This is a genomic window from Nonomuraea sp. NPDC002799, from assembly GCF_053592075.1.
The window spans coordinates 91,074-115,381 of the sequence record NZ_JBSFVA010000021.1 but is presented as its reverse complement, the minus strand read 5'-3'; the positions used below and the strand labels follow the sequence as shown (position 1 = coordinate 115,381).

The window sequence follows — 24,308 nt, the reverse complement described above, 5'->3', positions numbered from 1 at the left end:
GATGACGAACGAGAGCGCGACCCCGCTGCTGCGGGTCGAGGACCTGGCCGTGGAGTTCGACACGCCGAGAGGCCCGCTGCGGGCCGTACGCGGGGTGTCGTTCGAGGTCGGCGCGTGCGAGACGCTGGCGATCGTCGGCGAGTCCGGCAGCGGCAAGAGCGTGACCGCGCAGACCCTGATGGGCCTGGTGCCCCTGAACGCCCGGATCACCGGCGGCCGGGTCGAGATCGAGGGCCGCGACGTCGTCGGCCTGCCGGACGCCGAGTGGCGCGCGCTGCGCGGCGAACGGATCGCGATGATCTTCCAGGACCCGTTGAGCGCGCTCAACCCGTCGCTGACCGTGGGCTACCAGATCGCCGAGATGTTCCGCCGGCACCGCGGCATGCGCAGGGCGCCGGCCCGCCGCCGGGCCGCCGAGCTGATGACGCAGGTCGGCATCCCGGACGCCGAGCGCCGGCTCGACGACCACCCGCACCGATTCTCCGGCGGCATGCGGCAGCGCGTGATGATCGCGATCGCGCTCTCGCTCGACCCTGGGCTGCTCATCGCCGACGAGCCCACCACCGCGCTGGACGTCACCGTCCAGGCGCAGATCCTGCGGCTGCTGCGCGGACGGCAGCGGGCCGACCGGCTCGGCATGATCCTCATCAGCCACGACCTCGGCGTGGTCGCCCGCGCGGCCGACCGGATCGCGGTCATGTACGCGGGCCGCGTCGTCGAGACCGGCTCCGTGGCCGAGGTCTACGAGCGGCCCGCGCACCCGTACACGCTGGGCCTGATGCGGGCGGTGCCCTCCGTCCGCGGCGGCGGGGCCCCGCTGGAGGCGATCGAGGGCCAGCCGCCCGACCTCGCCGCGCCGCCGAGCGGCTGCTCCTTCCACCCGCGCTGCCCGTTCGCCAGGGACCTCTGCCGGGAGCAGGATCCCGCGCCCCGCGAGCTCGGCCAGCGCCGGGCCAGCGCCTGCCACTTCGCCGAGGAGGTGATCGCTCATGTCCACGCGCGCTGAACCCCTGCTGGAGCTGACCGATCTGGTCGCCGGCTACCGCCTGCGGCGCGGGATCGGCCGGTCGGGCGGCGAGGTGCGCGCCGTCGCCGGCGTGAGCCTGACCGTGCGGCCCGGTGAGACCGTCGGCCTGGTCGGCGAGTCGGGCTGCGGCAAGTCCACGATCGCCCGCACCATCGTCGGCCTGGTCCGCCCGTCGAGCGGCCGGGTGCTCTTCGAGGGCCGCGACCTCGCCACGCTGCCCGCCAAGGAGCTGCGCCGGCTCCGCCAGGACATCCAGCTCATCTTCCAGGACCCCTACGCGGCGCTCAACCCGCGGATGACCGTCGCCGCCCTGATCAAGGAGGCGTGGCGGATCCATCCCGGCCTGGTGCCCCGCGAACGCTGGGACGAGGAGGTGCGCGACCTGCTGAGCCGGGTCGGCCTGCGTCCTGAGCACGCGAGCCGCTACCCGCACCAGTTCTCCGGCGGGCAGCGGCAGCGCATCAGCATCGCCCGCGCCCTGGCCGTGCGGCCGCGGCTGATCGTCTGCGACGAGGCGGTGTCCGCGCTGGACGTCTCGGTACGCGCGCAGATACTCAACCTGCTCCAGGAGCTCCAGCGCGACCTGGGCGTGGCCTACCTGTTCATCTCGCACGACCTGGGCGTCGTCCGGCACCTCTGCGACGAGGTCGCGGTCATGTACCTCGGCAAGATCGTCGAGACCGGCGCCAAGGACGACGTCTACCGCGGCCCGTCGCACCCGTACACGCAGGCCCTGATGTCGGCCGCGCCCAGCCTGGACGACTGGCGCGCGGCGGAGCACGGCGAGATCGTGCTGGCCGGCGACGTCCCCTCGCCGTTGAACCCGCCGTCGGGCTGCCGATTCCGTACGCGCTGCTGGCGGGCCCGGGAGCGGTGCGGGGACGAGGAGCCGGCGCTGATCGACCGGGACACGGGCCATCCGGTGGCCTGCCACTTCCCCGAGGCCGTCCCCTCCGGGATGACGACGGCCGCCTCGTGAAGGAGTCATCCATGCAAGGCAAGATCCTGTCCATCCTCGCGACCGGCGCCCTCCTGGCCACGGCCGGGTTACCGGGCACCGCGAGCGCCGCGACCACCTGCGCGGACGCCCCGGCCGTCCCCGTGACCGCCGGGGCGGTGTTCAACGACCCGGCGGCCGGCGACGGCGCCGCCCTGGTGCGCACCCTCTGCGGGCTCGTCAAGCAGACGCCGGCGGGGGCGCGCGTCCAGGTCGCCCACTTCGTGATGTCGGGCACGGCGGGCACCGAGTTCGCCGACGAGCTGATCAAGGCCCATCAGCGTGGCGTCGGCGTGCAGGTCGTCCTCGACGGGGACACCCGTGGCGCCACGGTGGCCGGGCGGCTGACGGCCGAGCTGGGCACGGACACCACGGCCGGCTCCTGGGCGCACATCTGCACCGGCCCGCCGTCCGGCGGCACCGCCGCGTGCATCGGGAACAAGGGCCAGCACAACAAGTTCTACCTGTTCTCCCGCGCGGGCCGGGCCTCCGACGTGGTGGTGCAGTCGTCGGCCAACCTCACCGACCTGAACTCCTCGACGTACTGGAACAACGCGGTCGTCCTGCCGGGCGACAAGCGCCTGTACGCGGCCTACGCCGGCTACTTCGCCGACCTGGCGGCCGAGCGCAAGAACCTCGACTACAACCGCGTCGTCCAGACCCGCGGCGTGCGGGCCCGGTTCTTCCCGCAGGCGAGCGGTGACCCCATCGTGGACGCCCTCGGCGACGTCTCCTGCCGGCGCGGCACGACCATCCGCGCCGGCATGTCCGAATGGGACACCTACCGCATCGCGATCCCGGAGCGGCTGCGCGACCTGGCCGCCCAGGGCTGCACCGTGCGGATCGTCTACGGGATCATGGACGAGGAGGTCAAGCGGCTGCTGCTGGCCGAGCCGCGCGTCGAGCTGCGCACCCTCGGCGACGGCGGCGCGCTGCCCGGCCGCGTGCACTCCAAGTACCTGCTGATCGATGGCTCCTACGACGGCGAGCACGACGCGCGCGTGGTGTTCACCGGCAGCCACAACTACAACGAGACGTCGCTGCGCCGCAACGACGAGACACTGCTGCGGCTGACCGATCCGTCGATCTACCGGCAGTACGTGGCCAACTTCGAGCGGATGCGGTCGGTGGCCCCGGTCGCCTCCTGAACCGCCGGCCGGGCCGCCGTCCCCTGTGATTCGAGAAGGCGGCCCGGGCGGCGTCCGGCTAGTTGTGCGCCTGGACGGAGCCGTGGGCGATCTGCTGTGGCCGGGCCACATCCAGGTCGAACCCGGCGTCGCGCACGTTGTCGTACGTGCGCACGTCCGCCGGATAGGCGCCCGCCGACAGCGGCCAGACCACCAGCCGCACCCCGTCGGGAGCGGCGTCATAGGAGTACTGGACGAACCCGTACCCCGGCTGCCCGCCGACGCTCCCCGTGCCCTTGACGGCGATCTTGTCGTCCGGGGTGACGACCAGCCATTCGAGGGTGGCGGAGTCGAGGTCGAAGGCGGAGCCGTCCACCCGGAAGGAGACCTTGCCGTTGCTCGGCACGGGGCCCTCGTCGTGCGGCAGGTACTTCACGTTCGACTGGAAGTGCCCCTTGCCGGCGGCGGACGGCTCCGCGGTGACGGCACCCGCGGGCGAGTTCAGCCAGCCTCCCTGGGTGCCGAAGCCCGCGTCGGGATCGTAGACGATCACCAGGACCTCGGAGTCGCCGGAGCCGGTGTCGTCGTCGGCGACCTCCGTCTTGATCGTGAACATGCCGGGACGGGTGTAGACGTGGCTGTCCTGGCAGGTCAGGGCGCTCGCGTCACGGGTGGAGGTGGTGCCGTCGTCCCAGTCGGTGCGGCAGGTGTGGGTGTCGTTGGCGCCGGGATCGGTGAAGGGCAGGTTGACCGACACCGTCGTGCCCGCGCGGAACACCTGCCAGGGTTGCGGGGTGCGCGCGGCGGCCGTCGCGGCCCGCGCGATCCCGGGGGTGGGGATGGCCGGGGCCACGTTCGTGAGCTCCAGCTTCGCCTCGTCGCCGACCGCCGCGTTGACGCCGTCGTAGGCGGACAGCTTGAGGATGAACGTCCCGTCGTCGTCGCAGGTGACCGTGGTACGCGTCCCCGTCGCGTTCGAGAAGGCACAGGACGCGCCGGCGTCCACGCCCTCGCCCGGCACGGCGCTCCAGTGGACCCCCGGCGTGCCCTTGTCGTCGTTGGCGAAGCCGGTCAGCTCGATGGCCTCGCCCTCGGCGCCCGTCCGGTCCGGTCCGGCGGACACGACCGGCGGCTGGTCGGGATCGGGATCCTGGGGGCCGCCCGTGTGGTTGAAGATGGCGCCCCGGTCGCCGCCGTTGGCCACGTTGGTGCTCACCTTGAGGATGTAGCTGCCGTACAGGCCGTAGACGGTCTTGTCACAGACGCAGTTGGGCCCGCCGACGGCGTCGCCCTCGTCGACGACGATGCCGTTGGCGGCGTCCACGAGCTTCCAGTGCACGGTCGAGCCGAGCTTGGCGCCGAGGTCCACCCGCACCCAGTGCTGGCTGCGGTGGGAGCGCAGCGGATGGTCGGTCCGGCAGTCCATGTCGGGCGAGGAGATCTGGCAGCCCTCGTCCTCGAAGTCCCAGCAGCCGTTGTCGCCGTTCAGCTCGCGGACGCCGCAGTTGATCTGCTCGGCCAGCGAGTTGACGCGGGAGATGCCGTTGAACGGCCAGTCCCAGGGGCCGGGGAACTCGATCTCCTCGTTGCGGTCGCTGAGGAAGGCGGTGACGTAGTCGTAGTTCTGGCTGCCGCCGGTGACGGATCCGGCCACGTTCGTGCGCCATTCGTGGTTGTCGCCGCCGAGCTTGCTGAAACCGACCTTGAGCGCGTGCGTCGTGCCGGGCGGGGCGAACGTCGGCACGCCGTAGCGGGGCTCGGCGCGGCGCAGCAGGTCCAGCGCGTACGCCCGGCGCGACTCGCTGATGACCGGGTTGGCGGAGCTGAACAGCCGGAACAGCCTGACCTGGTCCCGCGCCGTGGTGTGGGTGTCACCGAAGGCCCCGCCGTCGTCGGGGTAGGTGTTGTCCATGCCCGCCGCGGCCAGGAAGTCGCGGAAGAGGGTGCACGGCCGGACGTTGCCGGCGTCGTCCTTGCCGCAGTTGAGCGCCTCGCGCCACAGGCGGAGGGACGTGTCGTTGTCCGACTCCAGGATCATCTTCTCGACCAGCGGGCGCTCGGCGTCGCTGATGTCCTGCGGCCGGCGCAGCAGCGCGCCCAGGATGGACGCCTTGACCAGGCTGCCGGTCTCGAAGAACTTCTCGGTCGTGCTGTAGCACTCGGTGCCGGTCACGTGATCGTAGAAGGCGACGCCGGGCTCACGCAGTCCTTCCAACCTGACGACGGTCCCCACGTTCACCGCGATGCGGACGAAGTCGGCCATCTGGTCGGCGAACTGCGGATAGCTCTCGGACGTGCACGTCACCTCGGGCTTGCGGTCGAACTCCCCCGCCCAGGCCGGTTCCGCGCTCACGAACAGCGTGCCGAGCAGCGCCGTGAACGCGACGACGATCTGGGGTAAGCCGTTCTTCCCCGTCTTTCCCATCGATTTTCCTCTTCTCAGGGCACGCCAAGGCAGACGTCCCCGGTGGACGTGAAAAGTGGTGGATGAGATCGCGCGCGAAATGCCGCATCAATGTATAGCGGCGCTGTGACATCGCACCAGGGCCTTCCGAGGCGGAGTCCGGGTCCTGGTCGAGCGGCCGGCGCGCCGGATCCCGCGCCGGCCCGGGCTCGCCGGCTCGGTCAGAGCAGCCGTCTCTGCACGACGTCGGCGATGACCGTGGTCACGACCTTGTCGACGGCTCCGGCCTCCGGCGGGGCGCCTTCCCGGCCGGCGAACAGCAGGTGCCCGCCTCCGATCAGCGCGAGCGCGAGCGTGTCGACGTCCGCGTCCGCCGCGATGCGGCCCAGCTCGCACTCCTCGGCGAGGTACGAGGCGATCATGGCGGCGGCCTCCGTCAGCACGGGGACGCCGCCCGGCCTGATCTGACGCAGCCGGACACGCAGGTCGTCGCGGAAGATGATGAGGGCGACGATCGCCACGGCCACGGTGCCGAACAGCTCCGTCAGCGCGCCGGTGAGGTTGCCGGCGACGGTGCCGGTGCCCGCGGCCGCGCGCAGGGCGGCGGCCTGGTGGTCGATGCGGGTGATGCGGTCCAGCACGAGCTCGGCGAGGAAGGCGTCGAAGTCGGCGAAGTGCCGGTGCAGGACGCCCTTGGCGCAGCCCGCCTCCGTGGTGACCGCCCGGCTGGTGAGCGCGTTCGGCCCGTCCCTGAGCAGGATGCGCTCGGCGGCGTCGAACAGTTGCTCGCGCGCGTCGCGGAGAGCCACCCCTGTGGGCATCGTACGTCCCAGCCTTCCCTCGCCGTTGACCGAGTGGGCGCCTGCCCACTATGGTGGGCGCATGCCCACTCTATCTCAGGGGCACTCCGGCCCCTCCCATCCCGAACCTCATCGACACCGGCAGATGGCGGAGTCGTTCGGCGTGGACACCGAACGTTACGACCGGACCCGCCCGCACTACCCCGACGCCCTGGTGGCGCGGATCGTCGCCGCCAGTCCCGGGCCCGACGTCCTCGACGTCGGGTGCGGCACCGGCATCGAAGCCCGGCAGTTCCAAGCGGCCGGCGGCAAGGTCCTCGGCGTCGAACCCGACGCGCGGATGGCCGGCTTCGCCCGCCGCAGCGGCGTCGAGGTCGAAGTGGCCACGTTCGAAGCCTGGGACCCCGCCGGCCGGACGTTCGACGCGGTCGTCTCCGGAACGGCCTGGCACTGGGTGGACCCGGTCGCCGGAGCCGCCAAGGCGGCGCAGGTGCTGCGGCCAGGTGGCCGGCTGGCGGTGTTCTGGCACGTGTTCCAGCTGCCGCTCGACGTCGGCGCGGCCTTCGCCGCGGTCTACCGGCAGGTCGTGCCCGACTCGCCGGTCGATCTCCAGCCCGCCAAGAACGCCGTGGACGGCTACCAGGTGCTGTTCACCAAGGCCGCCGACGGCATCCGCGCGGCGACCGGGTTCGGCGACCCGGAGCAGTGGCGCTTCGACTGGGAGCGGTCCTACACCCGGGACGCGTGGCTGGACCTGTTGCCCACCCAGGGCCTGCTCACCCAGCTCCCGCCCGGCAAGCTGGCACGCGTCCTGGAGGACACCGGCGCCGCGATCGACGCCATGGGCGGCGGCTTCACGATGTCCTACGCCACGGTGGCGGTCACGGCGGCACGCACCGCATAGCTCGCAGGCCCTCACCCCTGGCCCTGCGCCCGCACCAGCAGCTCACCGGCCTCCGTCCGGTAGTACAGCACCGCTCGCCCGGCCCGGCGGCGCCGCACCAGGCGAGCGTCGAGCAGCACCTTCAGGTGGCGGCCCACCGATCCCAGGCCCTGCCCGGTCAGCGCCACGAGCTGGGTGGTGCTCTTCGGGCTGTCAAGGAGAACGAGAACTCCGGCCCGGGCGGGACCGAGCAGCCTGCCCAGCGCGCCGGGCACCGGCGCCCGGCCGGGCTCGGCCAGCACACCCGAGCACGGGTAGATCACGGTGTACAGGTGCGGCTCATCCCAGGTGACCCAGGCCTGGGCCGGGGTGACAGGGACGAACAGCAGCCGGGCGCCGGAGATCTCCCGTGGCGGATAGTCGCGGGCGTTGATCTGCAGGCGGTCGCCGCCCAGCCAGCGCATCCCGGGGCGCAGGTCCCGCAGTGCCGCGGCCCAGCCGCCCTGGCCGAGCTGGGCCGTGCGGGCGACGACGTCGGCCTCCATGACGCGGCGGCGGCGCGGCCAGTCGGGCAGGACGGTCTGTGTCCACACCCACTCCAGCAGGCCGGCGACGCGTCCGGGGAGGTCGCGGCGGTTGAGCTCGGCGGGCAGCGAGCCGCGCATCGACACGGTCACGTCCGCGAGGGCGACCTCCGGCGGTGTCCGGCGGATCCGATCCAGCTCCTCGGCGAAGCTCCGCTCGTCCTCGGCGGGCGCGGGCACGCAGAAGTCCGCGATCCACTCACGCCCCAGCGCGGCCCCCACGAGCCGCGCGGTGATGGGGTCGAGCTGCTCGCGGTAGGCGGGCAGATGGGCGGCCAGCCACGCCTGCTCCGCCGGGTGGGCCGCCCTGCCCGACATCAGGGCGAGCAGGCTCGCGGTGGCCTCGGCCAGCGGTGAGAGCACGAACCTGCTGCCCGCCAGCGTGTCGGCGTTGAGCTGCCACCACCCCATGGTTTCGCCTCCCCGCGAAACTGTAACGGCAGGACGGCCGGGATCATGATGATCTCGGCATGCGAACCTACGGACAACTGCTGCGCACACCCGAGTTCACCCCGCTCTTCGCGGCGACGTCCGCGCAGGTGGCGGCCTCGACGGTGAGCGGTCTGGCGCTCGGCGTGCTCGTTTACGGGGCGACGCGTTCGCCGCTGCTCGCCGCGTTGAGCATGTTCGGCCCCTCCTTGGCGCAGGTGGCCGGGGCGACCGCGTTGTTGTCGGCCGCCGACCGGCTGCCGCCCAGGACCACGCTGACCGGCATCGCCGTGACCTTCGGCGCGGGCACCGCCGTGCTGGCCGTGCCCGGCCTGCCGGTGTGGGCGGTCTTCGCGATCGTGCTGGGGCTGGGGCTGGTCGCCTCGCTGGGCGGCGGGGTGCGCTGGGGACTGCTCAACGAGATCCTGCCGCGACAGGGTTACCTGCTGGGCCGATCGGCGATGAACATGACGGTCGGCCTGCTGCAGGTCTGCGGGTTCGCGGCGGGGGGCGTGCTGGTGACCGCGCTGTCCCCGCGCGGCACGCTGCTCGTCAGCGCCGCGCTCTACCTAGCCGAGGCGGTCCTGACCCGGTACGGGCTCAGCGCCAGGCCACCGCGGACCGAGGGCCGGCCGTCGATCGCCGCGACCTGGCGGACGAACACGCGGTTGTGGTCATCGGTGCCCCGCCGTTACGTCTACCTCGCGCTCTGGGTGCCCAACGGCCTGATCGTGGGTTGCGAGTCGCTCTTCGTCCCCTACGCGCCGGAGCACGCGGGGGTGCTGTTCGCCGTGGCGGCGGCCGGCATGCTGGCGGGTGACGTGCTGGTGGGCCGGATCGTCCCGGCCGGGTGGCGGGGACGGCTCGGCGCGCCGTTGCGCCTGCTGCTGGCCGTACCGTACCTGATCTTCGCGCTGGAGCCCGCGCTGCCCGTCGCGGTGGCGGCCGTCACGCTGGCGTCGGTCGGGTACGCGGCGAGCCTGCTGCTGCAGGAGCGGTTGATGGCGCTGACGCCGGAGGAGATGAGCGGGCACGCCCTTGGCCTGCACTCCTCGGGCATGCTCACCATGCAGGGCGTGGGCGCCGCGCTCGCGGGGACGGTCGCGCAGGTCACCTCGGCGGCGACGGCCATGGCGGTGATGGCGGCGCTGTCCACGGCCGTCACCCTGGCGCTGGCGGGCGGGTTACGGTGGGTTCGGCGGGAGGAGTCACGTGATCGACCATTACCGCAGCCTCTTCGCGGCGAATGAGTGGCTGGAGACCGCGTTGTCCTGGATCGTCGTGCGGCCTCTCGGCGAGCCCACGACGGACGATCTCCTGCGGCGCCTGAACGGCGGCCGTGATCCCGAGCGGCGCGTCATGGAGGACCCCAGGGAGGAGGCCTCGATGGAGGACCGCCCGGTGCTCCTCGTCTTCGAAGGCGAAGGCGTCTGGGGCTTCCTGGAGTTCTGTTACGGGTATCCCACCCCCGGCCACATCCTCACCGAGCTCAGCGCGAACGCCCGCCTGTGGATGACGACCTGGCACTTCAACGGCGGCTGGACGATCCTGTACGCCGAGGACGGGGAGATCAGGGCGAGCATGCGCGACTTCGTGTTCGTCGATTTCGCCATCGAGGACGGCGACCCGAGCGTCCTGGCCGGGTTCCGTGCCATGCTCGACGACCTCGGCGGTGAGGACTACCGCGGCAAGCGCAGTGCGGCCTTCGCCTTCATCGAGGCGGCCACCGGGATGGGTGTCGAGAGCGACGAGGTGGACGTGGTGGACGCACCCGTCATCGTCCTCGACCGGTCTGACGCCTGACCGCCGATCGCCCGCGCGACCCTGCTCCGCCCGCCCGGCTGCTCCGCCGCCGGCAACCGCGGCCGCGACAACATGCCCGCGCCGATGGCGCCAGCGACCGTCAACAACCACCTCGCGCACCTGTCAGCGCTGTTCACCTGGATCACCGCGCACGCCCCCGAAGGGCTGCTGCGCCACGGCGACCCGACCAAGAAAGTCCCCCCGCTACCACTGCCTGCCCCGCAGCCGCGAGCGCTGGCCGCCGCCCAGGTGCGCACCGTCAAGAACGTCGTGGACCGGATCGAGACCTTCCACGAGCTCAAGGGCCGCCGTCACCGCGGCGCCGCCACGCCCCGGGTGCACGCCCACGCTCGCCCGCTGCGCGACCGGGCCATCATCTACCTGCTGTTCGGCACCGGGCTGCGCCGCGCGGAGCTGGTCGGCCTGGACCTGGACCAGCTGGAGCCGGCCGCCCCCGAGCGGCTGCGCCAGGCCAAGAAGGCGCGCCTTGTCGGCCTGCGCGGCAAGGGCCGCACCAGCCGCACCGTGTTCCTGGGCCGCGACGCCCGCCAGGCGCTCGGCCTGTCGCAGGCCTCCGGCCACAACCGCGCCGAACTCGAGCGCCGCCTCGGCCACGCCAACGACCGCTACCTGCGCCTGTACACCAACCCACCCGACGACATCGCCGCCGACTACGTCGAAGACCTATGACCGCGAGACCTGGTCACACCTCAACACGACGGGCAGCGTAGCCATCCGCCCAGTCGACGATCCGGTCGGCGAGTGCTATGACGGCAGCCGCGACGCCGGGAGCGCCTGGACCGCCGGCTGCGTCGATGACGCTGAGTCTGAGCCGAGTATGGAACACCGCTTGGCCTGGCGTCGGTTCGACCAAGCTGTACCGATACCACATCGCCATGGTGGTGCCGCGCTCCGCGCCGGCTGCTGATCCAACTCAACCGCCACCAGATCTCGGCCCGCCGGGGCGCGATCATCTGACGCGACCACCATCGCCAGCGCCGTTGCGTTGCTTCCTGGACTTCCCGGTGGCGCCTACGACCCCGTAGCCGATACTCGGGCGCGACGCTCAGGAGTCGCGGCGGGCATTCCTTCGCGGCGCGATGAAGACGGCCCAGGCGGCCACACCCAGGCCCGGACCGAAGGACGAACCTAGCCCGACACCGTAAGTGACGTTGTCGAAAAAACCCCCGACGACGACGCCGACGAGGAGGCCGAAGGCAGCGCCAAATGCGATCCAGATCCCGAGATTTGCCCAGATTCCGAGACCTGCGGCGGGCGGGGGCGTGTTGTTGCTCGTCATTGCATCTCTCCCAAGGACGGGGGCGGACAGGGCTGACAATCTGGCGGCCCATCACGGCGGAGTTGGCGTTCGCGTTGTCCGGCGTCCGGAGCGGCCGAGTGCCCGCCGCGCCTACGCCGTGGCACGGCGGATGAGCCTGTACCCGCCGACCGCGAACGCGGCGGCCACCAGGACCGGCCAGCCGGCGAGCAGCGCCGTGGGGGACTGGTCGAGCAACCAGCGGCCGATCGCGTGCCATTGCCGGGTCCACGTGATCAGCGCGGCGGCCAGCCCGAGCGCTGTGAACGCCAGGGTGAGGCTGGCGAGGACGCCGGTGGTGCCCCAGCGCAGGTACAACGTGCCGAGCAGGATCCCGAGGTGGGTCACGACCAGCATGGGTACCGCGTACCCGAGCAGGAGCAGCACCGGGTTGGCGTCATCCATGAACGGCAGGCCGAAGAAGCGCATCCCCATCCCCCAGTAGCCGGTGGCCTGTTCCACGGCGCGCAGCAGGCAGAGCACCAGCGCGTAGACCACCGACTGGACGACCGCGAGCAGCGACCAGGCCAGGTAGAACTCCCGGCGGGTCACGCTCATGCCCAGCGCGTACGGGAAGATCTGGGTGACCGAGACGGTGGCCATCCCGATCGCGACGCCGCACAGGCTGACCAGGCCGCCGGTGTTCGTCACGCCGTCGCCCGGGTCGTAGTTCGCCATGAAGGTCAACAGGTTGATGCCGAACGTGACGGCCATCATGCTCCACGTCCAGCCCAGGATCTGCGGCCAGGCCGGCATCTGGAGACGGGCCACCTGACGGATGCGGTTCATCGGGCGGCCTCCCGGTCCGCCGGCGCCGTTGTCGTCGGCGGTACGGTCAGGCGGACCACGAGTTGCTGCAACGACAGCGGCTCCAGCTCGACGTTCAGCGCCTGCGCGAGCGCCTTCGCGTGCGGTCCGAGCCCACCGAGGACGGTCGACCGGACCAGGCCGCTCATCCGCTCGCGGTGCAACTCGGTGCGTCCGGCGGCGAACCCGTCCACGGCCTCCGCCCGTCCGGTGGCCGCCACCGCCCGCCCGCGCAGGTCGTCGGCGTCCTCATCGAGCAGCAGCCGGCCACGGTCGATGAGCAGCACCCGCTCGACCAGATCGCTCACCTCGTCGATGAGGTGGGTGGACAGCACCACGGTGCGGGGATGCCCGGCGTAGTCGGCGAGCAGGCGGTCGTAGAAAAGCTGCCGGGCGGCCGGGTCGAGCCCGAGGTACGGCTCGTCGAAGAACGTCAGGGGCGCCCGCGCGGCCAGCCCGACGGTCACGCCGAGGGCCGACAGCATGCCCCGCGAGAGCCTGCGGACCAGCCGCCCGGCCGGTAACTGGAAGTCCGCGGCGAGGCCGTGCGCGAACGTGTCGTCCCAGTTCGCAAACAGCCGGCGTGCGGTGCGAAAGACGTGGCGCACGGTGTAGACGTGGGGGTAGCGCTGGCTCTCCCGGACGAAACAGACCTTCGACAGGACGGCCGGGTTCTCCACCGGTGGCGCGTCGAAGACCGACACGTTCCCCGACGACGCGAACGCCTGCCCGGTGAGGATCTGCATCAGGGTGGTCTTGCCCGCCCCGTTGCGCCCGAGCAGGCCGTAGATCGTGTGCTCGGCCAGCGCGAAGCTCACGTCATCGAGCGCCGTGACGTCACCAAAGCGCTTGGTCACCCCGTGTGCGGTTACCACCGCCGTCATCCCAGATCCCTCCCGACAACCGCACCGAATGAATCGATCATCTTCATCAGCTCGTCGTGGCCGATGCCGAGCTTGCGCGCCTCGGCGAGCAGGGGTCCCACGTACTGTTCGGTGAACCGTTCCCGTCGCCGCTCGCGCAGCCTGGCCCGGGCGCCACCGGCGACGAACATGCCGATGCCGCGTCGCTTGTAGAGCGTTCCCTCCGACACGAGTTGGTTGACGCCCTTGGCCGCGGTGGCCGGGTTGATCCGGTGAAAGGCGACAAGCTCGTTGGTGGACGGGACCTGGGCCTCCTCCGCCAGCGACCCGTCGATGATCGAGTTCTCGATCAGCTCGGCGATCTGAAGGAAGATCGGTCGGTCGTCGTCCATCGTCGGCTTAGCCGCCCAACTGGTTAGCTACATGTGTAGCTAACCATGCAACCTTGCGCCGCGGCTGTCAAGCCGCCCGGGCGTCCCGCGACCTCAGCCGGCGGCAGCGCCGGGACCCGTTTCCCGCTCAGGAAAAGGCAGCCGGGGATGCGTGGGCGGCGTCGTCTCGACGCAGCTGCGGTCCGAGCCCACCGACCGTCCTGAGGTAGGACTCGACCTGCCCGATGAGCTCCACCGCCTGAGCCCCACCAGCAACGACCGCTAGTGCCGTATCAACCAACGTTCGCCCTGTAGTGCCTCAGATCGCGGATGGCACATGTCTCGGCTAACGCGACGTCCGAAATCCGCCAGCATGCTCGCGGTCGGTCGGGCGAGAATCCGCTCGTGATCGCTGAAGCGCAGGGAATCCGCATCCGGCACCGCGGGCATGAACCGCAGGTCCATCCCACCGCCTACGTTGCCCCGACGGCCACGCTCGTCGGTGATGTCCGCGTGGGGCCGAGGGCGCGGGTGATGTACGGTGCGGTGCTCGATGCCGAGGGATCTCGGATCGAGGTCGGGGAGGCGGCGGTGATCTGCGAGAACGCAGTGTTGCGCGGGTCTGCGGTCGCCGGCGATCAGCCGGTGCTTGTCGACGACCACGTCTTCGTGGGGCCGCATGCCACGCTGCTGGGCTGCGAGGTCGGCAGGTGCGCCTATGTGGCGACCGCGGCGACGGTCCTGCAGTGCGCACGGTTGGGGGCCGGCTCGGTTGTCGCTGTCGGCGCGCTCGTCCATGCGCGCACCGTTCTGCCGGACGAGTACTTCGTGCCGCCGCACACCGTGGCGCTTGACGCGCCGGTGCGGCTGCTGGCCCCTGGCGATCCGGGCCTGGCCGAGGCCGTCAGGCGGGTGGGCTTCGCGCAGGTGGCGTTCGGCGTCGACGCGGAGTGGACCGACCGGATCAGCCGGTACGAGCACATCGCGGAGGTGCGCGTCGCCGAGTTCGGCACGCACGCGGACGATGAGGTTCTGAATCTCGGCTAGCGCCGCATCAGCGACCCTTGTGCTGTGGTGAGGTGACGCGCCGTCCGGATTCCCCTCCGGCGCGCGCGTCCGGCAAGCTGTGCCGGTGTGGCAGAGCGCGTGCGGGTCCGTGAGATCGATGACGACGAGGGCAGGCGGCTGCTGCGGATCATCCGTAGGGGCACCGGGTCGGTGGTGACCTGGCGCCGGGCGCAGATGGTGCTGTTATCCGCGCAGAGCATGCCCGTGGCGAAGATCGCCGAGGTGACATTCACCAGCGCGGACCGGGGCCTGGCGGATCCGCCGTAGCGCAGGCGCATGAGCTTGGTGCTCTCACCGTCGGGCAGTTCGCCGTTGACGTAGGCGAACTGGCCGCGGTATCGGACGTCCAGGCCGGAGAACTGCGGCCAGGCGGTGCGGGCTCGCGCGGTCAGCCTCTGGGCGAGGGAGGTCTTGGTCGACTTCGGCACGGTGGGCATGGGGCCATCCTGCCTGGTCGCCCGCGACAGCGGTGCGGTAGGCCCAGCCGGTAAGATCCACATCTGCTGCCCGGGCGCGGTGGACGTCGTAGGCGGCGAGGCAGGCCAGGGCACCGCCGCGGCCGTAGGTGTGGCCTTGCTCGCCATTCCCTTCCAGGCGGTCGGCCCGGGTCCCTCCCTCCCGGAGGCATCCCGCCCGTTCACCGAGAAACGACTCCCTTCGAAACTGAGACAGGCAATCTCGCCATTGCTCAACCCGCGTATTAGTGATCTTCTCTCAGAATCGTGAGCTCAGGGGCGAGTGGCCGATCTCCGGGGTGCCTTCTCGGTCGTCACTTCCTCAAGCGCCCGGCTCAGCCTGCGGACTGCCTCTGGACGCATACTGGGTGGAATGTCCAGCGGGAGGCGCAGACGGCGGTGCACCAGGCGGTCGGGGCTGAAGCGCGCCGCATCGACGAGTCGCAGACCGTGGCGGCTCGCGGTCGCGACGAGATCCGAGCTCGTCACGTCCGGGGGCAGGCGGCACCACAGACTGGGACCGCTGGCGTCCGGCGACACCTGCAGTGAAGGAGCGGCCGCGGCCAGGGACGCCGTGAGCGTGTCGGTGGCCTCGGAGAGGTGTCGGCGGCGCACCTTGAGAAGAGCGGGATAGTCCTTGAGGAGGAGGGTTGCGGCGATCTGCTCGAGCGTCGGTGTTCCCAGGTCGGATCTGCTCTTCTCGGACGCGAGTCGATGTGCCGTTGCCCGGTCCGTGCGCGCCCAGCCCACTCGCAGACCTCCCCAGACGGTCTTGCTGAGGGAGCCGATGCGTACGATCTGGGCGGACCGGTGAAACCGGAGGATCGCCCCGTCCGAGGGCGGCGCGAGATCGGTGAGGGTGTCGTCCACCAAGATCAGCGCCCGTGTTGTCCGGGTCGCCTGGCGAAGCGCTTCACGCTGCGTCGCATCCATCGAGAGCCCGGTCGGATTGTGCAGCCCGGGCATGAGGTAGGCGAGGCTCACCCTGGGGTTCCGCAACCCTGCGAGCAACGCCGGGAGGGACCATTCGCCGTCGACCGCGACCGCCTCGAACCGTGCGTTGTGGGCACGGAACGCATCAAGAGCGCCGGGGTAGGTCGGAGACTCGATCAGCACCCTGTCGAGCGCATTGAGACTCGTTCGGATCACCAGGTTCATGGCTTGTTGTGCGCCTGTGGTGACGCATATCTGGTCGGCATCCGTGTCCAGGCCCCGGCTGGAGTAGAGATGGGCGATCGCGACGCGGAGCTCTGCCAACCCCGCGGCACTGTAGCCCGTTCCGGTGAACGCCAGCCGGTCGAGTGCGGCATGAAAGGCAGCGTGCACTTCTGGCGGGGGCGCTGAGGGAGCCGCCGCGGACCAATCGATCTCCTGCCGGGATCGTTCTGACGTGATGGGAGCCGTCCAGGGCGCCATGGACTCAAGCGCGGCGTCCGGAGGGAGCCTCACGACGGTGCCGGAGCCATGGCGTGTGGTCAGGAACCCGCGATCTCGCAGATGGGCCAGTGCGCAGACGACAGTTGCGCGGCTGATCTGCAGGTCGTGCGCCAGCGGCCGCTCGGCGGGCAGCCGGGTGCCGGTAGGCAGACGCCCGTCGAGGATGAGGCCCGCCAGGCGGTCGGCCAAACCTTCGGCGAGCCCGGCCGGCGAGCGCCACGAACCCAGCAGCGTGACGAGGTTTGATGAGGAGATTCGCACCCGACCAGTCCACTATCTCGCAAGTGGCATGTCCAGCGGCGGCTGAGCGGTGACAAGGTGAGGACGTCACAGACAGCAGAGGAGACAGCGGTGCGGGTCATCACGTCGGAACAGGTCAAGGCCGCCCTGGAGCTGGTGGACTTCGTGGAGCCGATGGGCCGTGCCCTGGCCGCCTACAGCCGGGGAGACGTGCTCGCCGCACCGATGTCGCTGTTCGAGGTGCCCGGCGGGGAAACGCACATCAAGGCCGCCGTGCTGCGAGGCGGGAGGCGCTGGTCCGTCAAAGTCGTCACCAACGTCCCTGCCAACGCCGCTCGCGGTCTTCCTGCCGCGCACGCCACCGTCACGTTGTTCGATGTGGACTCCGGACAGCCTGTCGTGCTCATTCAGGACGACGGTGGCAGGCTGACCGGCTGGCGTACCGCAGCAGTCGGGGCCATCTCAGCGCAGCTGCTGGCACCGCCCACACGCACTTTGCTGGTCGCGGGGACCGGGCAGCAGGCGCGGCTGCAGGTGCAGGCGTTCGCCTCGGTCCAGGAGTTCTCGAGATTGCTGATCTGGGGGCGCAGGACGGAGCGAGTCGGCCGTATGGCTGCGGAACTCCGCATGATGCTGCCGCGAGTCAACGTCGTGGCCGTGTCCGACTTGGCGCGGGCCGTGGCCGAGGCGCAATCGGTGATCACGGCGACGGCGAGCACCGAACCGTTTCTGAGGGGTGAATGGCTGCGTCCGGGCCACCATGTGACTGCCCTCGGCGCCGACGACCTGGCCAAGCGGGAGCTGGACGCCACCGCGTTCGCCCGGGCGGACAGAGTCTACGTCGACTCGATTGCCCAGAACTTGGAGGTCGGGGAGCTTCGCGGTGCCGTCGGCGCCGGGGCCCTGGACGCGGCGAGCCTGGTCGAGCTCGGCACGTTGTGGATGAATCCGGTCCGCAGGAAGCCGGACGAGATCACGATCGCCAAATTGACGGGCATCGGAGTTCAGGACCTCGCCGCTGCGGAGGTCGTACTCGAGCGCGTCCCGTAGAACCTGTTCACGTCACACTGCCAGATTGGATGGATATTGCGGTGAGTGCTGAGTCCTTCGGCTACCGTCTCGCGGACGTCTTCGCCGAGCGCCGATATGAGGGCAATGGCGTCGCGGTTTTCGTTGACCCGCCACGGCTGTCGCAGTCGCAACTGATGCGGGTCACCACCGAGGTGCGGCAGTTCGAGTCGGCCTACCTGTGGCCGACACCGGATCCAACCACCTTCGAGACCAGGATCTTCGTGGTGGACAGGGAGCTCGAGTTCGCCGGCCATCCGGTTCTCGGAGCGGCTGCCGTCCTTCATGAACGGCATGGCGCCGCCGCCCACGAACAACAATGGACGTTGCGCCTGGGCACGCGGGCCGTATCCGTACGCAGCCTCCCGGACGGGAGGGGCGGGTACGACGTCTCCATGGAGCAGGGCACTCCCGCATTCGGCCCCGTGATGGACGACCATTATCGATCGCGGGTGGCGCAGGCCCTGAGTCTGGAGCCGGATGACCTGGTTCCCGAGCTTCCTGTGCGATGGGTCAGTACGGGCCTGCGGTATCTCATCGTTCCCGTCCGCCCCGACGCGTTGGCGCGGGCGCGAATAGGCACGGCCATCTTCGGTGAAGTGCTCGCCGAAGCAGGCGCCCTGCTCTGCTACGTCCTGGATCCGGAAAACCGGGAGGGTCGCAACTGGGTCAATGACGGGAGCGTCGAGGACATCGCCACCGGAAGCGCGTCCGGACCTGCGGCCTCCTATATCGCCCGTTACCGGCTGGCCGACATGAACAAGACGATCGAGCTGGCCCAAGGCCGTTTCCTGAACCGGCCCAGCATCATGCGTGTCGACCTGGCGGGCGAGGCGGACAGGATCGATGGAGTCAGGCTGAGCGGTCATGTGTGCCTCACCGGGACGGGCACCATGGATGGCCCTCCGGCACTCCGTTAGGAGATTCGATTCATGCGGGGCGAGACGACTGACCCACTACATCGGTTCTTCGGCACTGCGGTGGCCCTGATGATCGCCGATAACGGCGTGTGGGAAAAGGCCGACAGGTTTCACGTCGGAGACGCGTCAGGCGTGGAAGCGGTGCGGCATCGGCTGGACCGTGCCGGCGAGGACGTCGCGATCGAAGTCGGTTTCGACACCGACGCCTTTGTCGGTCTGCGGCTGCGCCCTGCCGAGCGCAGCCAGGCGAAGGAGCTGGTGACAACTCTTCTCACTCAACCAGCGGGTGTTCCTCGGACTGCCGGCGGGGTCATGAGCATGGTCGACCGGCTCGCTGCGACACGTTTCGCACACGTCAAGGCCGATCACGCAGAATTAGGGGTCCTCGATCGTTGGCAGAGCCTGGGCCACATCAAGTTCGATCTCCCGCTCGTGGATGTGAATCCGCTCCGGTTGAACCCGGCCGGTTTCGACCTCCACGACGCCCCGGCGCCGATCATGCTCGAGATCGTTTTCGGGCCGAAGGCAGACGGCTGGATCGCCGCCCGAGTGTCGACTCAAAAGGGCCCGCACATGCACAAGTTTGATGCGTTCAGGTTCCGCGCCTTTGCAGAAGCTGTTTGCATGAGCTTGCCGATTCCACATCCCGGCGAGTGTGCGCCACGGGATTCTCACGGCGGGAAATGATCAGGTCGGCTCCCTGGCCACCGGCCAGACGAGGGCGGACGGCCTGCTGCGGATGTTCGGTCGCGAGGGACGGCCCACCCCGCTGGGGCAAGCGCTGGCACGCAAGGGCAACGGGGTCGAGGAACCGGCGGACAACCGTTGGCGCTGAGAAGGATCAAGACGCACTCACGGCTGAAACATCCTCACTTGTAACGTGTCAATCACTATGAGTTGATCGCGACCGATATGGCCCTACCGTGCTACCTGGGGCCGCGAGATCGGAGTCTTCCCATGTCTCTGCGGCCCCGCTCCTACTGTCAGGTGCCTGAGGAAACCGCTCGGGTAGCGCGAGCGGCTCTCCCGGGCGGAAGTCCGGCCATCCGGATCCGCGACGCCCTCGGAGTCATCTACGAAGACGAGCAGTTCGAGGACCTGTTCTCATCGCAGGGGCAGCCCGCGCTGTCGCCGGGGCGCCTGGCAATGGTGTTGGTTATGCAGTTCAGCGAGGGCTTGCCTGACCGGCAGGCCGCTGAGGCGGTACGGGCGCGCATCGATTGGAAGTACGCTCTCGGCCTCGACTTGGCCGATCCGGGCTTCGACTTCTCCGTGCTGAGCGAGTTCCGGACCCGGCTGGTGGCCGGGAACTGCGAACAGCAGATCCTGGACACCGTGCTGGAGCGGGCGGCTGAGGCCGGACTGCTCAAGACCGCAGGGCGTGCCCGGACCGATTCCACCCACGTGCTGGCGGCTATCCGTGACCTCAACCGGCTGGAGTTGGCCGGCGAGACGCTGCCCGTCAAAGCCGAGTGCACCCGAAGCCGGCGTCGACGGCTCACGTTACGCCCCCAGGCTGAACACGAGGTTCTCGCCTGGGCACGGGCCGAGCAGCACACTGACCAGTGGAAGAGCCGCTACCAGGCCCGACAGGGCATCGAAGGCACCATCGCCCAGGGGGTCAAGGTCTCCGGCCTGCGGCGATCCTGCTACCGGGGGACGGCCAAGACTCACCTTCAGCACCTCCTCATCGCCGCCGCGATGAACGTCACCAGGCTCGATGCTTGGCTGCTCGGAACGCCACTGGCCCCGACCCGAACATCGCACTTCGCCGCCCTGCGGCCCGCGGCCTGAGGGGGTGTATCCATTCCCTAACGATCTTCAGGGAGCGCGAAAGCCCACCTCTGAGGAGCGCGTTGAAGAGTCTCTCCTATTGTTAGATGCCGATCGAAATTTAAGGGAGTTGAACATGCGCACTGTGCGGATCGACCGCTTTGGCGACCCTGACGTCCTAACCATTGCTGAGGCGCCAGCACCTCGCCTGTTCGAGGGCGAGGTGCTGGTACGCGTTGTTGCCTCCGCCATCAATCCCGTTGATGACAAGACCCGTCAGGGGGCCATCGGAGAGGGAACGCCACCCCTGCCGATGACCTTGGGCTGGGAACTGGCGGGCATCGTCGTCGACAGCCCGACCAGTGGACTGCCCGTGGGTGAACGGGTCTTCGGGATGTCTCACCAGCTTGGAACCGGACGAGGAACCTGGGCCGATCTCGTGGCCATGCCGGTCGGCTCGCTTGCCGCCGCCCCCTCGAGGATCAGCCTGGTGGAGGCGGCGACACTGCCGTTGCCTGGGCTCACCGCCTTGCAGACGCTGGACTGGCTGGACATCCGCGCAGGAGAACGCCTTTTGGTGGCAGGTGCGGTCGGCGCGGTAGGAGGCCTGGCCGTACAACTGGCCCGAGCGCGCGGCGCCCGGGTAGACGCGCTGGTTTCCAGACCAGCCCAGGTCGAGGTAGCCAAGGAGTTGGGGGCCGAATGGGCCACAACGGAGCGCGCCACGCTCCCCGTAGCCGCCTATGACGCCGTCTTCGACACCTTTGGCGCCTTTGTCACCAAAGCCGTGGCCGATGAAGGCCGCTACGCCTCCATCGCCACCCAAGCCGGACCCGTGCCGGATCTGTCCCACCGAGCGGTCCGCACCACGGTCAACCAGGTGCGCGAGGACGGCGCAGGGCTTGCCGAACTGGCCAAGATTGTAGATGCGGGCCAGGTCAAGGTACGAGTTGACTCCGAATACAGCCTGCAAGACGTGCAAGAAGCGCACGAGCACTACCTCCGGGGCCAGTTGACAGGAAAGATCGCCCTCATTCTCTGAAAGCGCCCGGCCAGGAACCGAGGCCTGGCACGTCCACACGCAGCAGCACCAGTGAGGAATCGGACCAGTCTCAAGCAGCGCGTGGCGCAGACACCGACCCACAGGCCCACGCTTGAGTGTTCCTGATGAGAGTTAACGGATCTGCCCACGTCATCGGGGCAGACTTCGGATTGGTAGCCACTGGCAGGTGAGCACTCGGGTTTCCTGGACTTGAGTCCTGATGAAAGACCGTGCCCCTGCCGGTAACCGGGTGAGTTGATCGCTGATGGGATGTCGTGCCCCGCCGTCTGTGGCGTGAGCACTGAGTTCATTAGGTCGCAGATGGTTCTCCCGACCGGCTGCCGGAGGAGCTCGAAGACGGAAGAGATGTTGCTGTTCGTCGGGGCCAACTAGGCTGAGGACCACCACGATGTGGAGTTGACGGACCAGACGGGCAAGAGGCTGGCCAAGGCGCGGCTGCCGGAGGGTGTGGCGGGCATCGCGCGGCTGCACGCCATGATCGCCGAGCAGCTCGGCGAGGACGCGGAGGAGCAGGCCGATCAGGTGCTGATCGGGATTGAGACCGACCGAGGCCCGTGGGTGCAGGCCCTTGTGGCCGCCGGATACCGGGTGTATGCGGTTAACCCACTGCAGGCCAGCGAGTACCGCAAGGAGAACTTCAGCAAGATCGCGAAGCCGAGTCGCGTGGCATCGCGCTTGCCGGCGATCAGGTCGCGCTCTTCATCCAGGATCGTCCAGTGCTCGACCAACTCGTCGATGTGCATCGGGGGGTGTTTCATGACCGCCCAGCATTGACCAGGCAAGTCACAGCAAGATCAACGCCGTTTGGGGCTCAGTACTGACACGTTTCTTACCGGCACCCCGTCTACTGCGCGCCGCCCGCCAACCGGGCCGGGTGAACGCCATCGGAGTGGCCTTCCGGCACGGGCCGCGGGGCCGCGAAGAGTCCGGCGCGGGCGGCGGCCAGGGTGATGGCCGCCGCCTGGTCGGCCGTGGTGTCGTCGATCGGCTCGGCGGTGACCAGCAGGCGCAGGTAGAGGGGGGCGATCAGGGATTTGAGCAGGGCGACGGGGTCCGTTCCCTCGGGGAGCTGGCCGCGTTCGACGGCGCGGGTGATGACGGGTTCGCCACGGCGGAAGCGGTCGACGAAGAAGCGCCGTCTCACCTGGCCGACCTCGGGCAGCCGGGCGGCGTCGGAGATCAGGGCCGCGGTGATGGCCTGGTCGGTGGCGGTGGTGAGCAGCCTGGCCACCAGGCGGGCCAGCTCCCGCAGGTCCGTCTCGATCGACGCGGTGTCCGGGATGGGCACGTCGGCGGCGACGTGCTCGGTGAGCGCCTCGGTGACCAGCGCTTCGCGGTCCGGCCAGCGCCGGTAGACGGTCGTCTTGTGCACCCCGGCCCGGCGCGCGACGTTCTCGACGGTGAGGCCGGCGTAGCCGGTCTCGGCCAGCTCGTCGAGCGTGGCCGCCAGAACGGCGGAGCGAACCTTGGGACCGCGCCCCACCGGTGTCATCATCGCTACTCCAGGTTGCCGTACGGGTCCGCTGTCTGCCTGGCTCACCTTATAGCGACCCGAAGTTGCGATGAGGCCGTGATCATCCGCCGCTAGCAACAAGCCTGTCACCCTATGGGTACGGAGAGTGGTTTCCGGTGTGCGTACGGTGACTTCAGGGAGTTCTCCGGCTCTCACCCGTGGGCCCCGCACTCTCACGGGTCCCAGGAGAAGGGCGGCACATGGCCACTGATCGGCGAGTCCTCGCGATAGACAGGTCCTGCATCGGCGTCGGCTGCCACGCCTCCGCCGACCCCGGCACCCTGTTGTCCGGCAGGCTGCCCGCGTCATGACCGTCCAGGCCGGCCCTCGGCCGTACCTCCTGCTCCAGCGGATCCCCTCCCTGGCCGGCCGGTGCCGCATGCATCCGCGCACCCTCAAGGCCGGGCAGGAGGTGCTGCGCTGGGCCCAGGAGGCCGGGCTGGTCACCGACCCCGCCGCGCTGCGGCGCCTGCGGGCCATCGGCGGTCACCGCCTGGCCGGACGGATTCTCGCCGACGCCGGCGACGACAAGCTGGTGTTGTTCGCCCGCTGGCTCACCTGGGTCGCGCTGCTCGACGACCACTGGGACGAACGATCCCGCCCCGCCACGCTCAAAGAGGTCGACCACACCTACACCCGGCTGCTCCAGGTGGTCGAGCACGGCCGTGAGCCCGCGGACGCCACACCGCTGGAAGGCGCCTTCGCCCGGTTGTGGCAGGTGACGGCCTCCGACATGAGCCCCGCCTGGCGTGAGCGGTTCGGCGCCCACCTGTCGGCGAACCACCAGGCCACCCGATGGGAGATCCACACCCGGCGCAGCGGGCGGCTCCTGGCGATGGCCGACTATCCGGCCCACCGCCGCGCGACCTTCGCCACGTTCATCTTCGACGCCGGCGAGGCGGTCCTCGGCACCGAACTGCCCGAGGCCCTGGTGACCGAGCCGGCCTGGGCCGACGTCGCCGACGCCGCCAACGACGTGGCCGTCTGGTGCAACGATGTGCTCACGCTGGACAAGGACCGGCGCGCGGCCGATCTCACCAACTACGTGCTGGCCGCCCGGCAACATCTCGGCCTGCCCGAGGCCGAGGCCGTCTCCTGGGTGATCGACCGGATCGCCGTCCGGATGAGCGAGCTGGCTGAGAGCGCACGCGCGCTGCCGGCCTGCTACCGCCGGCTCGGCCTGTCCCACGGCACGGCCAGGGCGGCCGGCAAGGTCGTCTGCGCCTATCTCACCCTTCCCCACGCCAACCTGGAGTGGATCGGCGAAGCGGGCCGCTACCGGCCGGTGCGGAGCGGCGCATCGTAGGGGCGGCGCCCAGCCGGACGTTCTCGGATGCGGACCGCCCGTGCGGGCGGTC

The 24,308-nt window shown here is 70.0% G+C and carries 24 protein-coding genes and 1 pseudogene; 15 read left to right on the top strand and 10 right to left on the bottom strand.

Annotated features, from left to right (window positions below; genetic code table 11):
* Window position 1 precedes the first annotated feature (1 nt).
* From ACWD0F_RS32440 to ACWD0F_RS32430, 3 genes are read left to right on the top strand one after another with little or no spacing between them, the layout of a single operon-like run.
* Window positions 2-1,006 carry an ABC transporter ATP-binding protein gene (locus ACWD0F_RS32440; protein ID WP_449882248.1) on the top strand — a complete coding sequence of 335 codons (1,005 nt, stop codon included), beginning with the start codon at window positions 2-4 and terminating at the stop codon, window positions 1,004-1,006.
* The gene (locus tag ACWD0F_RS32435; RefSeq protein ID WP_449882245.1) at window positions 990-2,006 is read left to right on the top strand and encodes an ABC transporter ATP-binding protein; all 1,017 of its coding nucleotides are present in this window, start codon (window positions 990-992) and stop codon (window positions 2,004-2,006) included. Before ACWD0F_RS32440 ends, ACWD0F_RS32435 begins: the two co-directional genes overlap by 17 nt.
* A gap of 11 nt (window positions 2,007-2,017) precedes the next feature.
* Complete coding sequence (locus ACWD0F_RS32430; protein ID WP_449882243.1) at window positions 2,018-3,172, top strand: phospholipase D-like domain-containing protein; 1,155 nt, start codon at window positions 2,018-2,020, stop codon at window positions 3,170-3,172.
* A 58-nt stretch (window positions 3,173-3,230) separates the two neighbouring features.
* Here ACWD0F_RS32430 and ACWD0F_RS32425 read toward each other — a convergent pair whose 3' ends face one another.
* Together ACWD0F_RS32425 and ACWD0F_RS32420 are read right to left on the bottom strand one after the other, a co-directional pair.
* Window positions 3,231-5,576: a hypothetical protein gene (locus ACWD0F_RS32425; protein ID WP_449882240.1), complete on the bottom strand. Its 2,346-nt coding sequence runs from the start codon at window positions 5,574-5,576 to the stop codon at window positions 3,231-3,233.
* Between the two features lie 200 nt (window positions 5,577-5,776).
* Window positions 5,777-6,376 (bottom strand): TetR/AcrR family transcriptional regulator, encoded by a 600-nt coding sequence (locus ACWD0F_RS32420; protein WP_449882237.1) that lies wholly within the window; start codon window positions 6,374-6,376, stop codon window positions 5,777-5,779.
* Window positions 6,377-6,437: 61 nt separating this feature from the next.
* Between ACWD0F_RS32420 and ACWD0F_RS32415 the strand changes: the two genes are divergently transcribed.
* Window positions 6,438-7,259, top strand: a complete 822-nt coding sequence (locus tag ACWD0F_RS32415) for a class I SAM-dependent methyltransferase (protein ID WP_449882234.1) — start codon at window positions 6,438-6,440, stop codon at window positions 7,257-7,259.
* An 11-nt stretch (window positions 7,260-7,270) separates the two neighbouring features.
* On the opposite strand, the gene ACWD0F_RS32410 is transcribed toward ACWD0F_RS32415, so the two are convergent.
* Window positions 7,271-8,233: an ArsR family transcriptional regulator gene (locus ACWD0F_RS32410; protein ID WP_449882231.1), complete on the bottom strand. Its 963-nt coding sequence runs from the start codon at window positions 8,231-8,233 to the stop codon at window positions 7,271-7,273.
* Window positions 8,234-8,292: 59 nt separating this feature from the next.
* Between ACWD0F_RS32410 and ACWD0F_RS32405 the strand changes: the two genes are divergently transcribed.
* The 3 genes from ACWD0F_RS32405 (at window position 8,293) to ACWD0F_RS32395 (ending at window position 10,744) form a co-directional block, all read left to right on the top strand.
* A complete protein-coding gene (locus ACWD0F_RS32405) occupies window positions 8,293-9,501 on the top strand; it encodes an MFS transporter (protein ID WP_449882228.1) in 1,209 nt (402 codons plus the stop codon).
* Window positions 9,464-10,054 (top strand): hypothetical protein, encoded by a 591-nt coding sequence (locus ACWD0F_RS32400; RefSeq protein WP_449882225.1) that lies wholly within the window; start codon window positions 9,464-9,466, stop codon window positions 10,052-10,054. The genes ACWD0F_RS32405 and ACWD0F_RS32400 overlap by 38 nt, the downstream gene beginning before the upstream one ends.
* 84 nt (window positions 10,055-10,138) lie before the next feature.
* Window positions 10,139-10,744 (top strand): hypothetical protein, encoded by a 606-nt coding sequence (locus ACWD0F_RS32395; RefSeq protein ID WP_449882222.1) that lies wholly within the window; start codon window positions 10,139-10,141, stop codon window positions 10,742-10,744.
* A gap of 376 nt (window positions 10,745-11,120) precedes the next feature.
* Here the strand turns inward: ACWD0F_RS32395 and ACWD0F_RS32390 are convergent, their stop codons facing one another.
* From ACWD0F_RS32390 to ACWD0F_RS32375, 4 genes are all read right to left on the bottom strand, one after another.
* Window positions 11,121-11,354, bottom strand: a complete 234-nt coding sequence (locus ACWD0F_RS32390; RefSeq protein WP_449882220.1) for a hypothetical protein — start codon at window positions 11,352-11,354, stop codon at window positions 11,121-11,123.
* 111 nt (window positions 11,355-11,465) lie between these two features.
* On the bottom strand, window positions 11,466-12,161 hold the full coding sequence (locus tag ACWD0F_RS32385) for a hypothetical protein (RefSeq protein ID WP_449882217.1): 696 nt from the start codon (window positions 12,159-12,161) through the stop codon (window positions 11,466-11,468).
* The gene (locus ACWD0F_RS32380) at window positions 12,158-13,063 is read right to left on the bottom strand and encodes an ABC transporter ATP-binding protein (protein WP_449882215.1); all 906 of its coding nucleotides are present in this window, start codon (window positions 13,061-13,063) and stop codon (window positions 12,158-12,160) included. Before ACWD0F_RS32380 ends, ACWD0F_RS32385 begins: the two co-directional genes overlap by 4 nt.
* Window positions 13,060-13,434, bottom strand: coding sequence for a GntR family transcriptional regulator (locus ACWD0F_RS32375; RefSeq protein ID WP_449882213.1), 375 nt, complete (start codon window positions 13,432-13,434; stop codon window positions 13,060-13,062). The genes ACWD0F_RS32380 and ACWD0F_RS32375 overlap by 4 nt, the downstream gene beginning before the upstream one ends.
* Before the next feature lie 384 nt (window positions 13,435-13,818).
* On the opposite strand from ACWD0F_RS32375, the gene ACWD0F_RS32370 reads away from it, so the two are divergent.
* Entirely contained in the window at window positions 13,819-14,460 is a 642-nt protein-coding gene (locus ACWD0F_RS32370) for a gamma carbonic anhydrase family protein (RefSeq protein WP_449882211.1), read from the top strand.
* Here ACWD0F_RS32370 and ACWD0F_RS32365 read toward each other — a convergent pair.
* Both ACWD0F_RS32365 and ACWD0F_RS32360 read right to left on the bottom strand, forming a co-directional pair.
* On the bottom strand, window positions 14,457-14,918 hold the full coding sequence (locus tag ACWD0F_RS32365; RefSeq protein WP_449882208.1) for a hypothetical protein: 462 nt from the start codon (window positions 14,916-14,918) through the stop codon (window positions 14,457-14,459). The two genes, ACWD0F_RS32370 and ACWD0F_RS32365, sit on opposite strands and share 4 nt — an antisense overlap.
* 291 nt (window positions 14,919-15,209) lie before the next feature.
* Window positions 15,210-16,634 (bottom strand): aminotransferase-like domain-containing protein, encoded by a 1,425-nt coding sequence (locus ACWD0F_RS32360; protein ID WP_449882205.1) that lies wholly within the window; start codon window positions 16,632-16,634, stop codon window positions 15,210-15,212.
* Between the two features lie 90 nt (window positions 16,635-16,724).
* Here ACWD0F_RS32360 and ACWD0F_RS32355 point away from each other — a divergent pair, with 90 nt between their 5' ends.
* The 6 genes and pseudogenes from ACWD0F_RS32355 to ACWD0F_RS32330 all read left to right on the top strand — a co-directional run.
* Window positions 16,725-17,663: an ornithine cyclodeaminase family protein gene (locus tag ACWD0F_RS32355; protein ID WP_449882203.1), complete on the top strand. Its 939-nt coding sequence runs from the start codon at window positions 16,725-16,727 to the stop codon at window positions 17,661-17,663.
* Between the two features lie 29 nt (window positions 17,664-17,692).
* The gene (locus ACWD0F_RS32350; RefSeq protein ID WP_449882200.1) at window positions 17,693-18,601 is read left to right on the top strand and encodes a PhzF family phenazine biosynthesis protein; all 909 of its coding nucleotides are present in this window, start codon (window positions 17,693-17,695) and stop codon (window positions 18,599-18,601) included.
* 12 nt (window positions 18,602-18,613) lie between these two features.
* Window positions 18,614-19,288: a hypothetical protein gene (locus tag ACWD0F_RS32345; protein WP_449882197.1), complete on the top strand. Its 675-nt coding sequence runs from the start codon at window positions 18,614-18,616 to the stop codon at window positions 19,286-19,288.
* A 270-nt stretch (window positions 19,289-19,558) separates the two neighbouring features.
* Entirely contained in the window at window positions 19,559-20,395 is an 837-nt protein-coding gene (locus tag ACWD0F_RS32340) for a transposase (RefSeq protein ID WP_449882194.1), read from the top strand.
* A 115-nt stretch (window positions 20,396-20,510) separates the two neighbouring features.
* Window positions 20,511-21,416 carry an NADP-dependent oxidoreductase gene (locus ACWD0F_RS32335; protein ID WP_449882193.1) on the top strand — a complete coding sequence of 302 codons (906 nt, stop codon included), beginning with the start codon at window positions 20,511-20,513 and terminating at the stop codon, window positions 21,414-21,416.
* Window positions 21,417-21,827: 411 nt separating this feature from the next.
* A pseudogene (locus tag ACWD0F_RS32330) lies at window positions 21,828-22,019 on the top strand (IS110 family transposase); the annotation flags it as partial.
* A gap of 262 nt (window positions 22,020-22,281) precedes the next feature.
* On the opposite strand, the gene ACWD0F_RS32325 reads toward ACWD0F_RS32330, so the two are convergent.
* On the bottom strand, window positions 22,282-22,932 hold the full coding sequence (locus ACWD0F_RS32325) for a TetR/AcrR family transcriptional regulator (RefSeq protein WP_449882190.1): 651 nt from the start codon (window positions 22,930-22,932) through the stop codon (window positions 22,282-22,284).
* 325 nt (window positions 22,933-23,257) lie between these two features.
* Between ACWD0F_RS32325 and ACWD0F_RS32320 the strand changes: the two genes are divergently transcribed.
* The gene (locus tag ACWD0F_RS32320) at window positions 23,258-24,256 is read left to right on the top strand and encodes a terpene synthase family protein (protein ID WP_449882188.1); all 999 of its coding nucleotides are present in this window, start codon (window positions 23,258-23,260) and stop codon (window positions 24,254-24,256) included.
* Window positions 24,257-24,308 lie beyond the last annotated feature (52 nt).